We start from the raw sequence: 14,832 nt of genomic DNA, 5'->3' as shown, positions 1-14,832 counted from the left end.
GTTGAGACAGAGGAATTGGCCCCGACCAGCGGAAACGCGGTCGGGGTCTTCTCATTACCTGCGGGGCGCACTGCCACTGACAGCAGTTCTGACAGCAACCGGGCCGCACGAGCGCGGAGACAACAAGCAGTTTCGATGTCGTAGGCGCCTGCGATGTCCTGCACGACGGCGCGGAGCTTGGTCAGCATGCGTCGTCCTCCTTCGTGTTGCGCAGTCCGTCCATCGCGTCGGCCGCACTGCGCAAAGTGGTCGGCAGAACGTGGCCGTACAGATCGGTCGTCATGCTGAGCTGGGTGTGGCCGAGCAGTTCCATCACGATCCTCGACGAGACGTTCTGCGCGAGCAGCAGCGTGGCGCAGGTGTGCCGGAGATCATGAGAGCGGATACGTCTGACACCGGCTTCGCTCACCTTCTGATCAAACAGACGGTTCAGGTTGCGCGGCTCAATGACGGTGCCCTTCGTTGTGGTGAAGACAAGCCGGTCAAGTCCCCGGTAGTGGTGTAGCGCTGCGTGTTCCTCGTTGGGGTGGTCAGGCAGTCAGCGCGGGTAATTCATCAGCTCCGATCTCGGGTTCGGTGGCGGGCACGATGGTGACGCGGGAGCGGGCCAGGACCTCGAGTCCGAGGTAGCGGCGGCCTTCTGCCCATTCGTCGGTTTGCGCGGCCAGGATGGCGCCGACCAGGCGCACGATGGCCTCGCGGTTGGAGAAGATTCCGACGGCGTCGGTGCGTCGCCGGATCTCCTTGGTGAGGCGCTCGGTCGGGTTGTTGGACCAGATGTGGGTCCAGATCTCCTTCGGGAACGCGGTGAGGGACAACAGGTCGGCGCGGGCGGTGTCGAGGTGCTCGAACACGGTCGGTAGCTTCTCGGCGACGTAGTCCAGCAGCCGGTCGAACTGGGCGTGCACCGAGGGTGCGTCGGTTTGGTCGTACACGCTGTGCAGCATCGCTTTGACCGCCGGCCACATGCTCTTGGGCGTGACACTCATCAGGTTGAACGCGTCATGGGTGCGGCACCGTTGCCAGGACGTGCCCGGAAGGTTCGCCGCGATCGCCTCGCGCAGCCCGGAATGAGCATCGGAGGTGACCAGCCGAACCCCGGTCAGGCCGCGGGCGACCAGGTCGGCGAAGAACTCGTTCCACGCCGCCCCGGTCTCACTAGTCGCGACCCGGAGCCCGAGGACTTCTCGGTGCCGTCGCCGTTGACCCCGGTGGCCAGCAGCGCCACGGCGTTGATCACCCTGCCGCCTTCACGGACTTTCATCGTGAGTGCGTCGGCGGTGACGAAGGTGAACGGACCGGCCTCGGTGAGGGGTCGGTGGCGGAAGTCCTCAACGATCGAGTCCAGGTCGGTTGCCACCCGGGAGACCTGGGACTTTGACAGCCCGTCGATGCCGAGGGTCTTGACGAGTTTGTCCATCCTGCGGGTGGAGACCCCGGCGAGGTAGCAGTCCGCGACGACGGTGATCAGCGCGGACTCTGATCGTTTGCGACGCTCGAGCAGCCACTCGGGGAAGTAGGTGCCTTCCTGAGTTTGGGGATCGCGACATCGATCGTGCCGACCCGGGTGTCGAGGTCGCGGTGTCGGTAGCCGTTGCGCTGGCTCGTGCGGGCCGCAGTGGGGCGTCCCCACTCGGCGCCGACCACGGCGTCGGCGTCCGCAGACAGCAACGCGTTGATCATGGTTTACAGCAGGATGCGCATCAGATCCGGTGATGCTTCGGCCAAGGCCTCGCCCAGAAGCCCGGCAGGGTCAACAATGTGTGGAGCGGTCATCGTGATGACTCCATTCGAGAGAGCTGTGGAAGGTTCACTCGAAGGATCACGCGGTGGCCGCGCTCACGTCCAGTACCAAGACGCTCACCGCGACCGCGCTACACCACTATGCGGGACTCAACTCTGACTCGGTGTGGAGGTACCCGACGGTGTGCGCGGTCAGCAGCGACGCGCCCGATCGGCGTCGTCAGTCGTGGTCGTTTCTGGCGAATCGATAAGATCCTGGCGGGGATCCGCCGCGCCAACAACGGGAGATGGTGACCATGACAGCGCCCCGAACCCTTCCGCCGGGTGAGATCGGTGTCTTCGACGCTGCGCTCGCCGGTGATGCGACCGCGCTCGGCGAAGCCATCGCACTCCTCGGTCCCGGCATGGAGTCCGAGGAGTACGAGCGCCCCAGCGGCGGGACCGACCTCATGCTCCACTACGCCGCGACCGGAGGCAGCATCAGACTCCGCAGCGGAAAGCCCATCGTGATCCGCATCCCGCTGCGCTCCGACGCAGGCGAGCCGACCTACCGCGACCCCGCCGCGTTCATCGAGGGGCTCGACGGCGAGGGCACCCGTGGCGAGGTCGAGAAGCGCCTGGGCGAGCCTGATCGTGCAAGCCAGATCATGGACCTCTATCGCTACGGCGATCACTATCTGCGCTTCGACTATCAGCGCGGCCGCGTCGAAGTCGTCTCGATGACGATCGCCGGCGTGGAGGACTGAGGCTGCTAGCGCTTTTCCTGACGTCCCCGACCACGCGCGACTCGACCATGAGGATGAACTGATGACGACCATTATCGGTGACTGCGTCCCGTACCTTGCCGTGCTCGGCCTCGCTGAGGATGTCGCAGCCGTCCAGGCGATCATGGAGCAGCAGCAGGGCAAGGCGAAGACGCAGACCTTCAAGGGCCCGTTCGCGCACTATGTCAGCTACTACAAGAGCGGCGTCGGCTTCGTGTTCGACGAGCAGGGGCTGACGCAGGTGTCGTTCTACCTCATCGCCCAAGGCGGCTTCGACGCGTACCCCGGCCGAGCCACGCTCATCAGCGGCATCGAGGAGTACACCAGGGACGGCGTTCGTGCTGCGTTCGGCGAGCCGACGGCGTCTCGCAGCGATGACTGGGATCTCTATGAGGTCGACGACCGCGTCGTGCACTTCGAATACGACGAGGAGGGTGTCGTCTGGACCGTGAATGTGATGCGCGAGCGCGTCGACGGCTGACGCCGTCACGCGAACGCTCGACGGCGACATCGACGCGGAAGAACGGACTCCGGGCCGTCACGTTCTACATCGGGGCAGAAGACGACTTCTCCGGCTACCCAGAGCCCCAGAACCTGCTCGATGGCCTCGGCGCGTACACCCGCGACGGCGTGCGGCGGCGTTCGGCGAGCCGACGGCGTCTCGAGGCGACGAATCGTCGTCGCGACCGGGCGGTGGTTGGCTCGCCGTAATCACGGACGGTTCCCACGCTGGTGAGACCGTCGCACCCCGTTGGAGTGTGACTGGTTGACAGCCGTCGTCATGGCCACATGTGGGTCGCCGATCACCGGCGGCCGCTAGTGCCCAGGCTATGGTTTGACGCCCATCGCGGAGTACGGACCGCAGCTCGCTTCTTTCCTACTTGCTCACTGCAGAACACTCAAACTTCAATCTCTTGACTCAGTCCTATTAATTATCCACATTCCGATAAGGAAAAACAGGATCGCTGCTAGCGCTCCAGGCCCCAGCACCCGCAGAGCCGACCAAAGCTTTCCATCCGCCCCCGTTGCTACAGAGACGCGCATAGCTGCGCTGTAGCTAGCAAGTGCTAGAATTACCAGGGAGGGAATTATGCACCGAAGGCGCTGAAACGACGTCATTTGGCGCCATACGCCGACAATATTGCGCGTCACCTTCGATTCCCCCACAAATTAGCAATTGAGTTCTGCACAGTTCGCCGCACCGCCCGTCGGAGCCTGGAACGTGGAATTCCCAGTCGGAGACAAAAGGGTCCCCTCAGCTGAGTGACTGGTCAGGCCGGTCGTCCGCAAGCGGAGGCGGAAGCCCACTAACTTACGGCCCTCTCGCGAATGGTAGCTGACTCGCCCCTTCCACTCGGTGCTTTGGTGAACGGTGTCAGGCGATCACACGCCAGTGGCGGCGCACGAAGGTTCCATGAGTGGCGGTCCCGCTGACCCGAGTGTGAGAACTTTCTCTACTGACTCAAGGCGCGCCTTCGGCGCGCGGGCTGCGTGGGGGTGGCCCGCCGGGGCCCCGCGCTCCGGCCTCGCAAGCTCGACCTCCGCGCACCCCACTGTCCACCCCTACGCCATGACCACGGCGGGAGCCCCGATCAGAGTTGATTGAGGCTCCCGCTATCTATCTCCTGGCGTGTTCTACCTGTCGGTTTCTTGAACTCGGCGTTCGACCGCATCAATCACCAGCTGCACAACTTCATACGAGTCGACGCACTCGGCATCCGCCGCGCGCAGCGCGACGAAAACGAGATCTCGACGTTCGTCCTTCGACACCTTCACCAATCCGGGGAAGTCCCGAAGGATCGTGCGGGCCACATCGTCGGCACGATCAACGTACGAACTCAGGTGAAGTTGAGGAAGATCCTCCTCGACCGCGACTGCAGCCTGCTCGGCGGCGATCGACCGGCGACCGACTCGCGGTCCAGTGGCATCTCGATCACCGTTTCTCGATAGTTCGGCTCGGACTCGTCGACGTCCTGAAACGAGGCGCTGTGCTCGTCACACCAGTTCTGAAGTTCGTTACGCCACGCTCTGACGAGCTTGGAATGGTCACTCACGTTCATTCTTCTGTCCTCCAGGTTCGAGACCGAAACCGTCCGGTCCGTGAAGTTCTTGGGTGGCGCATTGTGTTGATCCGCACCGCGTGCAAAGCCGTCATGAAGTGACAGCAGTTCTGCCAGCAACAGGGGTCCGCAATCGCAGACGTCGGCACCCGGGAGGAGACCGAGCAGCCCTGCTGGCCCGGCCAGGACCGTTGCTCAAGAGGCGGATGACCCGACTACGGATCAGAAGGTTTGGGGTTCGAATCCCTACGGGTGCGCTCTGTGTTGAGACCGAGGATTCAAGCCCCGACAGGCGGATGCGCCGGTCGGGGCTTCCTCATTCCCTCACGCACCTCACACATTGGGCGGCGTCGCGTGCACAAGTCGCGGCGGACGCGAGCTGTGCTCACAGATGGGTCGACCCGCGAATTGTGCACGCGGCGTCCGCGACTTGTGTGCGCCATGACCGGAAGGTTGTGCGCCGAGCCGACGAAGCGCTTCGTCACGTCCCCGCGAACTGCGCGTCGTACAACCGGCGGTAGGCGCCGTCGTGCGCCAACAATTCGTCGTGGGAGCCCTGCTCGACCATGGCGCCGCCCTCCATGACCAGAATCGTGTCTGCGTCGCGGATGGTCGAGAGTCGGTGCGCGATCACGAAGCTGGTGCGGCCGGTACGCAGCGCCGTCATCGCTTGCTGCAACAACGCCTCGGTGCGGGTGTCGACCGAACTTGTGGCCTCGTCGAGGATCAACAATCGCGGCGCCGCGAGCGCAGCCCGGGCGATGGTGATGAGCTGACGCTGCCCCACCGAGAGATTGGCTCCGTCGTCCTGCACCACCGTGTCGTAGCTGTCCGGCAAGGTGTGCACGAATCGCTCGACAAAGGTCTCCCGCGCGGCCTCGCGAATCTGCTCCTCCGTGGCGTGCAGATTGCCGTAGGCGATGTTGTCGCGGATCGACCCGCGGAACAGCCAGGTGTCCTGCAGCACCATCCCGATCCGGGAGCGCAGTTGGTCACGCGGTATCTCGGTGATCGGCCGACCGTCGAGCAGGATCCGTCCACTGTCCGCGTCGTAGAACCGCAGGAGCAGATTGATCAACGTGCTCTTGCCCGCCCCGGTCGGTCCGACGATCGCCACGGTTCGGCCCGGCTGGACATCGAGGTCGAGATGCTCGATCAGTGGTTGCTCGGGCGAGTAGCTGAAGCCCACGTCCTCGAATTGCACGTGCCCTCGAACAGCGTCCAACCGGCCAGGTGCGTGTGCGTCGGGAGTCTCCTCGGGTGCGTCGAGCAGTTCGAAGACCCGCTCGGCGGAGGCAACGCCCGACTGCATCAGGTTGGTCATCGACGCGATCTGCGACAGCGGCTGGGTGAACTGGCGCGAGTACTGCACGAACGCGGTGACATCACCGACCGTGAGCGAGCCGGACGCCACCCGGAGGCCTCCGACGACACACACCGCGACATAGGTGAGGTTGCTGACGCACATCATGATCGGCGTCATCAATCCGGAGATGAAGTCGGCCATCCAACCCGCACGACGTAACGCGTTGTTCTCGGCGTCGAAGCGTTCCTGCGCCTCACCGCGACGACCGAAGGCGGTGAGCACGTCGTGGCCGCTGTAGGCCTCTTCGACCTGGGCATTGAGTGCGCCGGTGTGGGCCCAGCGCTCCACCATGCGCGGCTGCGACCGCTTCATCACCACTCGCGATAGCCCACTTGCCAGCGGTATGGCGATCACCGCCACCAGGGTCAGCATGGGCGAAACGTGCAGCATCATCGCCAGCACTCCGACCACCGTCAGGAGCGAGAAGAGCAACTGGCTCAGCGTCTGGCTCAACGTCTGCGCGATGTTGTCGATGTCGTTGGTGACGCGGGAGAGCAGGTCGCCTCGCCCACTGGCCTGGAAGGAACCCAGTGGCATCCGGTGGAGCTTGGCGCTGACCCGGTTGCGCAGATCTTCGACGACGTCCTGCACCGCATCATTGAGCACCCAAATCTGGGCGTACTGGAAGGCCGAGCCGACCAGGAAGAGAGCCAGCGCGAGGAGCAGCAATTCTCCGAGAGCTGCGAAGTCGATGCCCACCCCGGGCACAAGATCCATCCGACTGACCACCTCGGCGAAGGTCCCCTGGCCGTGGGCGCGCAGCCCGTCGACCACCGCCTCCTTCGTCTGATCAGCTGGAAGCCGCTGCCCGAGAGCGCCGGCGAAGACGAGGTCGACCGCCCGCCCCGTCAGGAGCGGCCCGATGACATAGGTCGCCACCGTGCCCAGCGTCAGCAGGACGACTGCGACCATACGCAGCCGCTGCCCCACCAGGAGGCCGAGCAGGCGCCGACCCGAGGGTCCGAGTTTGACCGAGACGGACGCGGTCGAGGACGTGTTCATGCGGTCACCTCTTCGGCCAATTGGGACGCGACGATCTCCCCGTAGGTCGGGCAGCTAGTCAGCAACTCCTCGTGCGTGCCGATTCCCTGCACTTCACCTGCCTCCAGCACCACGATCTGGTCGGCGCTACAAATAGTCGAGATCCGCTGTGCGGCAATGAATGTCGTGGCATGTCGGGCGTAGGGACGCAGCGCCTCGCGCAGGTCGGCCTCGGTCGAGAGGTCGAGCGCGGAAAAGGCATCGTCGAAGAGATAGATCGAAGGGCGTGCCACCAGCGCACGGGCGATGGACAACCTCTGTCGCTGGCCGCCGGAGACGTTGCCGCCGCCCTGCGTGATCGGCGCCTCGAGCTCGCCGTCCATCGCCCGTACGAACGGCGCCGCTTGGGCGACTTCGAGTGCACGCCACAGCTCGGCGTCCGTGGCCGCAGGGTTGCCGAAGCGCAGGTTGCTCGCGACCGTGCCGCTGAACAGGAAGGTCTTCTGCGGAACGAGTCCGACATGGCTGCGCAGACGATCGGGGTCGAGATCGCGGACGTCGATCTCGTCGACGCGCACCGCGCCATCGGTGACATCGAGCAGGCGCGCGATGAGGGAAAGCAGCGTGGTCTTGCCCGCTCCGGTCGAGCCGACGACTGCGATGGTCTGCCCCGGCTCGGCCCGGAGAGTGACATCGCGCAGCACCGGCTCGTCAGCGCCCGGGTAGCGCAGTTGCGCCCGGTCGAGCTCGACCCGGCCGCCGAGGCGGGCGACCTCACGAGGAAGCTCCGGAGCAGTCACTGACGGCGTGGTGTCGAGAATCTCCTGGATGCGCGACGCGGCAACCCCGGCCCGCGGAATCATCATCACCATGACCGATGCCATGGTGACCGACATCAGAATCATCACCAGATAGGTGAGGTACGCCGTCAACGCGCCGACCTGCATCGAGCCGTCGCCGACGCGTTTGCCGCCGAACCACAGCACCGCCACCATCGCTGCGTTGAGCACGACCATCACCAGTGGGGAGAGTCCGCCCATCATCCGCGCAACCCTGCGCGAGACCTGCGTCAGTTCGGCGTTGGTCCGTCCGAAGCGCTCGATCTCGAAGGGTTCCCGCACGAACGCGCGGATGACCTGCACGCCGGTGAGCTGCTCGCGCAGCACCCCGTTGACGTCGTCGACGGTCTCCTGCAGCCGGCGATAGCCGGGCACGAGGCGGGTCACCAAGAATCCGATCGCGGCGACGAGCAGGGGGACGGCGATCGCCATGATCCACGAGAGGCCGAGGTCGGCCTGTAGTGCCATCACGACACCACCGACGAGCATGATCGGTGCCATCACCAAGATTGTGCAGCCCATCAGTACGAGCATCTGGATCTGTTGGACGTCATTGGTGGTGCGGGTGATGAGCGATGCCGTGCCGAACTCGCGCATCTCCCGGCTGGAGAACCGCCCCACCGCGCGGAACACCTCTGCGCGCAGATCACGACCGAGGCCAGTGGCGGTCCGTGCTCCGATGTACGCGGCTCCTGCCGCGACCACACCCTGCCCGAGCGCGATCACCAGCATGACCACACCGGTCTGCCAGATCACATCCGTCCGGCCCTGGGTCAGCCCACGATCGATGATCCTGGCGTTGAGCGCCGGAAGATACAGATTGGCGACCACATTGAGAAGTTGGAGGACGACGAGGGCGGCGATCCACCGTCGATAGCGGTGCAGCGCGCGTCTCAGCAGTTGTCCCAACACGTGATCCTCCACCCCTCCACGGCGCTTGCTCAACAGGTCTGCTCAAGACGCTAGGTCGGTCGGGACCGCGCCTCGTAGTGCCAGCTGTCACCGCTTGTGGGTGCCGTCTCACCACTGGGAAGTGGCTGCGGACGTGCGGCAGGCCGGCGTCCACCCAGCGGACCCGAGGGTGTGATCGTCGTCATATTCGGGTTAACGTCGAGGTTCGGACGACGTCGGCCAGACATGGTCCGGGGAATGTCACTGCGGGAATGTCACTGCGCGCGGGGAGGCGTGCAGCGACGGATGACGGCGGTCACCCATTCCCCATGACTTTGTGGTGTGCAGGCGTCGAGGGGACGCACACTCGGCCTGGACCGAGAGTCGGGGAGGCAACCGTGGATGACCGCTATCTGTATTTCGCGCTGAGCGATCCGGATTTCTTCGACGTGCCGTGGTGCCGTCCGCAGGACGACGATCTACACGTCGCGCCCGACCCTCTCGGCCGATGGCAACGCGCCGAGAGCGGTCCGTGGATGATGCTCGCGCCTCCCGACGTGGTGCTGCCGGACGCGGGGTGGAAGATCCACATCAGCGCCCGCCCCGACAACGCCCAGCACGTGGTGGATGTGGTGGCGCGGATCTGCACGGAGTCGCAGGTGCCGTGGAAGCTGTTGCGGAGCGCTCCGCTGGTGCGCGCCGTCCAGCACAAGTACGCGCCGCTCACCCTCAGCGGGAAAATCTGCACGATCTACACCAGCTCGGACCAACAACTCGCGCACCTCGTCGGCGCACTCTCCGCAGATCTTGCTGGGACGCCCGCGCCGCAGATCCCGGGCGACCACAACCACCCCGACGCTCCGATCGGGGTGCGCTGGGGCGCATTCACCGAGCACTGGGTCGAGAGCGCCGACGGCCGCTTCGCCCCGGCCGTCCACACCTCGGGCGGTGCGAAGCACGATGACCGGCGCCGTCCAGCCCCACGTCCGCTGCCCAACTCCGTCGCGGTCCTGATGACTACGCAGGCGCCTACGCCGACGCTGCCGATCGCGTCCGCGACGCTCGTGCACCGCTGCAACGCCGGCTCGCTCTACCGCGCGAAACTGACCGATGGCCGCACCGTCGCCCTCAAGGAGGCGCGGCATCACGTCGGACTGGACGAGGCGGGCACCGACGCCGTCTCCCGACTCCGCCACGAGTACGACATTCTGCAGCGCCTCAGCGGTAGTGGCATTGCACCAGAACCGATCGACTACTGGAGCTACGCGTCCAACGACTTCCTCGTCATGGAGTGGGTCGAAGGCGGATCGATGATCAGCCGAATCGGCCGCGAGCACCCGCTCATGCGCTACGACGCCGATCCCGACGCGACCGAAGCATTCTGGGACTGGACCCGCTCGATCATGAGTGCGCTGGTCGAAGTCGTTCGGCGCATGCACGACCTGGGCGTCGCGCACGGCGACCTGCACCCCGGCAACATCATCGATGGTCCGGACGGCCCTCGGCTGGTCGACTTCGAATCGGGCGCGCTCGACGGTCACCGGGTGACCAAGGCAGTGGGCACCCCCGGCTATCACCGAGCCACGGACGACGTGCAGGCCAAGGACGCCTTCTGCCTGCGCCGCGTTCGCGCCACCCTCCACGACCCCGACGTGTCGCTGCTGGAACGTCGGCCTGACCTGGCCGGCACCATCGCCCGGGGCATTGCGCTCGACGATCCGGCGCAGAAGGCGCACCGACCCATGGTCACCGCCCTTCGAGACACGGACGAACTGCTCGAGTTGCTTGGCGACGGGATGGCACAACGAGCCACCCCCCACCGACGCGACCGACTCTTCCCCGGAGGAATCGAACAGTTCACCTCCCCGCTCGGGGGCCACAACATACTGTCCGGGGCGGCAGGCACGCTCCTCGCGCTGGCCTCAGCCGGACGCGCCCCCCGACCGACGCATCTCGACTGGCTGACCCGGCTGCCATCGCCGGCCACCGTCGCCTGTCGCGGACTGATGGAGGGCGTCGACGGGATCGCGCTCACCCTCGCTCGACTCGGACGACCGGAGCAAGCACTCGCGCTCATCGACGCCCGGCACGGCAGTGCCGTCAACTCGTTCGGTTGGGGCACAGGACGCGCTGGGTGCGCTGTCGCGCTCGGAGAACTCGCCGTGCTCACCGGTCGCGCCGACCTGCACGAGGAGGCGCTCAGCCTGATCCGCGCCGTCGTCGACGCGGTCGGTGATCCCACGGTCGAGCTGCCGGCTGCCGGACTCATGCACGGGTGGTCGGGTATCGCCCTCGCGTTGCTGCGGGCGCGCACCTGGGGCGGTCAGGACGCGACCGTCCTCACCGAAGCTGCTACGCGCTGCCTACACCGTGAACTGGAGCTATTGCATCCCGTCGGTGACGTCCTCGTTGCCCTCACCCACGGCCGGTTGACCCCCGGGCTGCTGCACGGCAGCGGGGGCATGGCGCTCGCCGGTGCGATTCTCGACCGCGATCACTCGGCGACACCCGACACGCTGATCCGCCACGCAACCAGCCGAGCCGCACGCAGCCTCGCGAGCGTAGCTGCTCCGGTCGCCGGTGTCGGTGAGGGCCTTGCCGGCGCTGCTGCAGTGCTGCGGGCCGGAGGGGACGACGAGACCGCTTGCCGCTGGGACGAGCGTGCGGCCTGGCACTGCGTCCCGACCGAGCAGGGATGGAGCACCCTTGGCGCCCAACGCTTGCGTTGCTCCGATGACCTACTCACCGGTTCGGCCGGACTCCTACTTGCGCTCGGTCATCGAGGTCCGCAGCGCCTGCTGGAGGCGTTGTCCTTGCCCGAGCTCCCGGCTGATGACACCTGTCATCTCGATCTGTTGCCACCGGCCACTGACCCGCAGACGCAAATCGCCGTTTCATGAGTATGTCACGCCGTGACAGCTTTCTTAGCCTTTCGTCCAACGCACCAATCACCCAAGGAGAACACCATGACCATCGACCAGATGCACGACCTCGAGTCCGACCTGCAGGGCGAGGAGCTCAGCAACGCACGGACGACGCTGTCGCTCTTCGGCATGCACTGCTGAGCCGACTACCGCCGAGGAATTGCCTACGATGACGACTCTGGCCCTACCCGCCTTGCGGGTCCGCACCCCGGGAGACATCGCCATGCGCACGGTCTTTCGGATGCAGGCCGTGGAATCCCAATTCGCCCTGGTCGCGAGTTGGCTCGTCGTCGGAGCATCCGTCTCGATCTACTGGTTCAAGACGTTCCAGGCCAGCGGTTCGGCGGTGTACACCCCACTCGTGTCGGCGATCACCGCCTCGATCGGACTCGCGCTGCTGATGCGGATCCAACTCGCGGCCTGCCGCGGGGGCGCCCGGCTGACGGTGCCGTGGGCTCCCGCGGTGATGGCCGCGCTGACGCTGATCCCGATGTACTGGGGCATTCTCAGCATCACCATCGGTCTGGCGATGGTGGCGATCGTGCTGGCCCTGCCACCACGAAAAGCCCTGGTTGCGTTCGGCTTGCTCGTGGCGGGATACGTCCTGCTCTTCCCGCGACTCGCGGTCTCAGCGCGCATCGGCGTCATTGCGGCCCTGCTGGAAACGGCGATCATGGCTCTGATGCTTGTCACTGTGACCAGAATGGCCGTGGTGCTCGATGCACTGCGCTTCACAGCAGAAGTGATGGCCCGGCGACGGGTCGACGTCGAGCGTGAGCGCATCGGCCGCGATCTGCACGACCTGATGGGTCGGACGCTGGTCGCCGCCTCACTGCGTAACCAGACCGCTCTGCGCACCCTCGGTGATCGCAATCCCGAGCTGAGCTCCAAACTCGAGAAGCTGCACGAGACGATCTCCCGCGGCCAGGTGGAACTACGCGCACTGACCTCCGGCCCGACGATCGCGACCTTGGACGACGAACTCGACGCAGTTCGGATGCTCTGCGAACGGGTCGACATCACGATCGAACAGCAGCTGCGCACCTATCCCCCGTCGACGCAGGAGGCGGTCGTGGGTCTCGTGATCCGCGAGAGCATCACCAACATCCTCAAGCACACCCGCGCGTCCCTCTTCAGTCTCACCATCGACCGCGACGGCGCTGTCACGACGATCGACATCACCAATGACGGGGCCGATCCGAGCACCGTCGAAGCAAGATCTGAGGACGCGATGGACAGCCGTCTCGCACGGGCCGTCACCGCGGCCGGCGGCACTGTCCGGAGCGGGATGATCGGGCCGACGACCTTCCGCACCTCGGTGCGTCTGCCAGTACCGACAGGAGCACGCTCATGAGGGGCACCAGCCTGCTGCGCAGGGTGCTCCTCGACGACCGCCCCGCCCGGATCATGACGTGGCTCTTCGTAATCTACCTGACCGCGGGCTTCCTCTCCACAGCACCCGACCTCGCCGCCCGCACCGGCCTGTTGGCGATCGCGGCAGCCTTCTTGGCGTGGGAGGGCCTCCAGTACCGGCTACCCCTCTGGGGTTCCGTCCTGTGGGCCATCGCACTGACCACGGCCGGCTTGACCATGATGTGGACGTGGCTGCTCACCGCCCCGTCCGCTTGGGGCATGGCCGTGCTCGCGCTGGTCTTGCCGATGAGGTGGTCGGTGCCCGTCCTCGGTGTTGTGGCCACCACCCAGGCGTGGCTGATCCAGCAGTTGGTGCCGCCCGCTCTGATCCCCCAGGTGGTGCTGAGCCAGCTCATCCTCACCCTCACCGTTTTCCTGCTGCAACGCCTTGCGCGTGCCACCCGGCAGCTACGCGATGCTCGCGCGGCACTGGCAAACACCGAAGTCGATGCCGAACGCGACCGGCTCGCCCAGCAGCTCAACACGATGATCGGCCACACCCTTCACCAGGTCGGACGACAGACCACGCAGGCCAAGGCGGCGGTGCCCGCTGCGGAAGATGCCGTCGCCGGTCAACTCGATGACATCGCTGCACTCGTCGAGCGTGGTCTCGATCAGTTGCAGTTGCTCAGCTTCGAGCCTGTCCCGAGCGGCCTGGAGGAAGAACTGCGTACTGCGCAGACCCTCAGCAACCGCCTGGGCGTGGCACTGACCGCCTCCGTCGGCGACATCGATGAGGCGGCGTCCACCCTGAGTGGGCTCCTCCTGCGCGAAGCTGTCACCAACATGTTCAAACACTCCGACCCCACCCGGGCGGTGCTCGTGACGCGTCAGGATGAGGACGGTCTCCTCTTCAGCTTCGTCAATGACGGCGTCAGCGCATCCGGCAGCGACCCGAACAACCCATCGCCCAGTCCGACAGCCACCGCCGGAAGCTCTGGCCAACGCCGCTGGCGTGACGAGGTTGCCCGCCTCGGCGGCACAGTGACAACCGAGCACCTGCACGGGGAGCGCTACCGGGTGCTGGTGCGGGTGCCCGCGATGCAGCCCGCCGTCCACCGCGAAGACCTGACGCTCGAAGGGAGCACCCATGGATGAGCCGCTGCGGATCTTGATCGCCGAGGACATCGACCTCGTCGGCGAAGCCTTCGAGGCACTGCTCGCAACAGAAGCCGGCTACGATGTGGTGGCCCGGGTAGGACGCGGTGACCAGGTCGTGCGTGCCGCGCTCGCACACCGGCCACACATCGCACTGCTCGACATCGACATGCCTGGCATGACAGGCATCGAGGCCTGCGCCGAACTCACCGAGGCACTGCCCGCCTGCAAGGTCATCCTGCTCACGGCCCTCCCGGGAAGCGGACACCTGCCACGCGCGCTTGCCGCCGGCGCTTCGGGATACCTGGTGAAGTCGATGACCGCCAAGCAGTTGATCGACGGCATCCAGTCGGTCGCCGCCGGTGGCACGGTGATCGACCCGACGCTCGCCGCCGAGGCGCTGCGTTCGGGCCCCAGCCCGCTCACCGACCGCGAGTGCGACATCCTGCGCCTGGTTGACCAGGACATTTCCACCGACCAAATCGCCGAAGAGCTTTTCCTGTCCAAGGGAACAGTGCGCAACTATCTCTCGAACGCCATGACCAAGCTCGATGCGCCGTCGCGTGTCGAGGCGGTGAAGCGCGCGAAGAACCGAGGACTCATCTAGCGACGCGAGCTCGAGTAGTACGAATCCCACGGGTGGGTGTGACACAACGTCACACCCACCCGTGACACTTTCCACTAACTGACGAGGGCGTCCCGAAGCAGTCTTGGAGGCGAAGCGCACCAGCGCGAACGCCGCCCCTCGGGGGA

At 65.8% G+C, this 14,832-nt stretch carries 11 protein-coding genes and 1 pseudogene; 6 read left to right on the top strand and 6 right to left on the bottom strand.

The genetic code is table 11. The features are described 5' to 3' along the window. Nucleotides 1-181 precede the first annotated feature (181 nt). Nucleotides 182-538 carry a site-specific integrase gene (locus J5M86_RS01390; RefSeq protein WP_188059964.1) on the bottom strand — a complete coding sequence of 119 codons (357 nt, stop codon included), beginning with the start codon at nucleotides 536-538 and terminating at the stop codon, nucleotides 182-184. Then, nucleotides 531-1,776, bottom strand: a pseudogene (locus J5M86_RS01385) (IS256 family transposase). The gene J5M86_RS01390 and the pseudogene J5M86_RS01385 overlap by 8 nt, the downstream one beginning before the upstream one ends. A gap of 263 nt (nucleotides 1,777-2,039) precedes the next feature. On the opposite strand from J5M86_RS01385, the gene J5M86_RS01380 reads away from it, so the two are divergent. Together J5M86_RS01380 and J5M86_RS01375 are read left to right on the top strand one after the other, a co-directional pair. After that, complete coding sequence (locus J5M86_RS01380; RefSeq protein WP_188059847.1) at nucleotides 2,040-2,489, top strand: hypothetical protein; 450 nt, start codon at nucleotides 2,040-2,042, stop codon at nucleotides 2,487-2,489. Nucleotides 2,490-2,550: 61 nt separating this feature from the next. Then, entirely contained in the window at nucleotides 2,551-2,988 is a 438-nt protein-coding gene (locus J5M86_RS01375) for a hypothetical protein (protein WP_188059848.1), read from the top strand. A gap of 1,154 nt (nucleotides 2,989-4,142) precedes the next feature. Here the strand turns inward: J5M86_RS01375 and J5M86_RS01370 are convergent. The 4 genes from J5M86_RS01370 to J5M86_RS01355 all read right to left on the bottom strand — a co-directional run bounded on the left by J5M86_RS01370 (nucleotide 4,143) and on the right by J5M86_RS01355 (nucleotide 8,698). After that, a complete protein-coding gene (locus J5M86_RS01370) occupies nucleotides 4,143-4,319 on the bottom strand; it encodes a hypothetical protein (RefSeq protein WP_188059849.1) in 177 nt (58 codons plus the stop codon). Nucleotides 4,320-4,345: 26 nt separating this feature from the next. Continuing rightward, nucleotides 4,346-4,687, bottom strand: coding sequence for a hypothetical protein (locus J5M86_RS01365; RefSeq protein ID WP_188059850.1), 342 nt, complete (start codon nucleotides 4,685-4,687; stop codon nucleotides 4,346-4,348). Nucleotides 4,688-5,048: 361 nt separating this feature from the next. Then, on the bottom strand, nucleotides 5,049-6,935 hold the full coding sequence (locus tag J5M86_RS01360; RefSeq protein ID WP_188059851.1) for an ABC transporter ATP-binding protein: 1,887 nt from the start codon (nucleotides 6,933-6,935) through the stop codon (nucleotides 5,049-5,051). Then, nucleotides 6,932-8,698, bottom strand: coding sequence for an ABC transporter ATP-binding protein (locus J5M86_RS01355; protein WP_223158387.1), 1,767 nt, complete (start codon nucleotides 8,696-8,698; stop codon nucleotides 6,932-6,934). The genes J5M86_RS01360 and J5M86_RS01355 overlap by 4 nt, the downstream gene beginning before the upstream one ends. Nucleotides 8,699-9,042: 344 nt before the next feature. Here J5M86_RS01355 and J5M86_RS01350 point away from each other — a divergent pair, with 344 nt between their 5' ends. The 4 genes from J5M86_RS01350 to J5M86_RS01335 all read left to right on the top strand — a co-directional run bounded on the left by J5M86_RS01350 (nucleotide 9,043) and on the right by J5M86_RS01335 (nucleotide 14,686). Then, nucleotides 9,043-11,544 carry a protein kinase/lanthionine synthetase C family protein gene (locus J5M86_RS01350; protein WP_188059852.1) on the top strand — a complete coding sequence of 834 codons (2,502 nt, stop codon included), beginning with the start codon at nucleotides 9,043-9,045 and terminating at the stop codon, nucleotides 11,542-11,544. 193 nt (nucleotides 11,545-11,737) lie between these two features. Continuing rightward, nucleotides 11,738-12,922: a sensor histidine kinase gene (locus J5M86_RS01345; protein ID WP_188059853.1), complete on the top strand. Its 1,185-nt coding sequence runs from the start codon at nucleotides 11,738-11,740 to the stop codon at nucleotides 12,920-12,922. Continuing rightward, nucleotides 12,919-14,079 (top strand): sensor histidine kinase, encoded by a 1,161-nt coding sequence (locus J5M86_RS01340; protein WP_188059854.1) that lies wholly within the window; start codon nucleotides 12,919-12,921, stop codon nucleotides 14,077-14,079. Before J5M86_RS01345 ends, J5M86_RS01340 begins: the two co-directional genes overlap by 4 nt. Beyond that, nucleotides 14,072-14,686: a response regulator transcription factor gene (locus J5M86_RS01335; protein WP_188059855.1), complete on the top strand. Its 615-nt coding sequence runs from the start codon at nucleotides 14,072-14,074 to the stop codon at nucleotides 14,684-14,686. The genes J5M86_RS01340 and J5M86_RS01335 overlap by 8 nt, the downstream gene beginning before the upstream one ends. Nucleotides 14,687-14,832 lie beyond the last annotated feature (146 nt).

The organism is Yimella sp. cx-51, from assembly GCF_017654605.1.
Lineage (GTDB): Bacteria > Actinomycetota > Actinomycetes > Actinomycetales > Dermatophilaceae > Yimella.
The sequence above is the reverse complement of the archived record's forward strand: the minus strand, read 5'-3'. Positions and strand labels throughout refer to the sequence as shown.

Excerpts from the sequence above, each read along its gene's own strand:
- J5M86_RS01380 (WP_188059847.1), top strand. The coding sequence starts at position 2,040 with ATGACAGCGCCCCGAACCCTTCCGCCGGGTGAGATCGGTGTCTTCGAC.
- J5M86_RS01375 (WP_188059848.1), top strand. The coding sequence starts at position 2,551 with ATGACGACCATTATCGGTGACTGCGTCCCGTACCTTGCCGTGCTCGGC.
- J5M86_RS01360 (WP_188059851.1), bottom strand. The coding sequence starts at position 6,935 with ATGAACACGTCCTCGACCGCGTCCGTCTCGGTCAAACTCGGACCCTCG.
- J5M86_RS01345 (WP_188059853.1), top strand. The coding sequence starts at position 11,738 with ATGACGACTCTGGCCCTACCCGCCTTGCGGGTCCGCACCCCGGGAGAC.
- J5M86_RS01340 (WP_188059854.1), top strand. The coding sequence starts at position 12,919 with ATGAGGGGCACCAGCCTGCTGCGCAGGGTGCTCCTCGACGACCGCCCC.
- J5M86_RS01335 (WP_188059855.1), top strand. The coding sequence starts at position 14,072 with ATGGATGAGCCGCTGCGGATCTTGATCGCCGAGGACATCGACCTCGTC.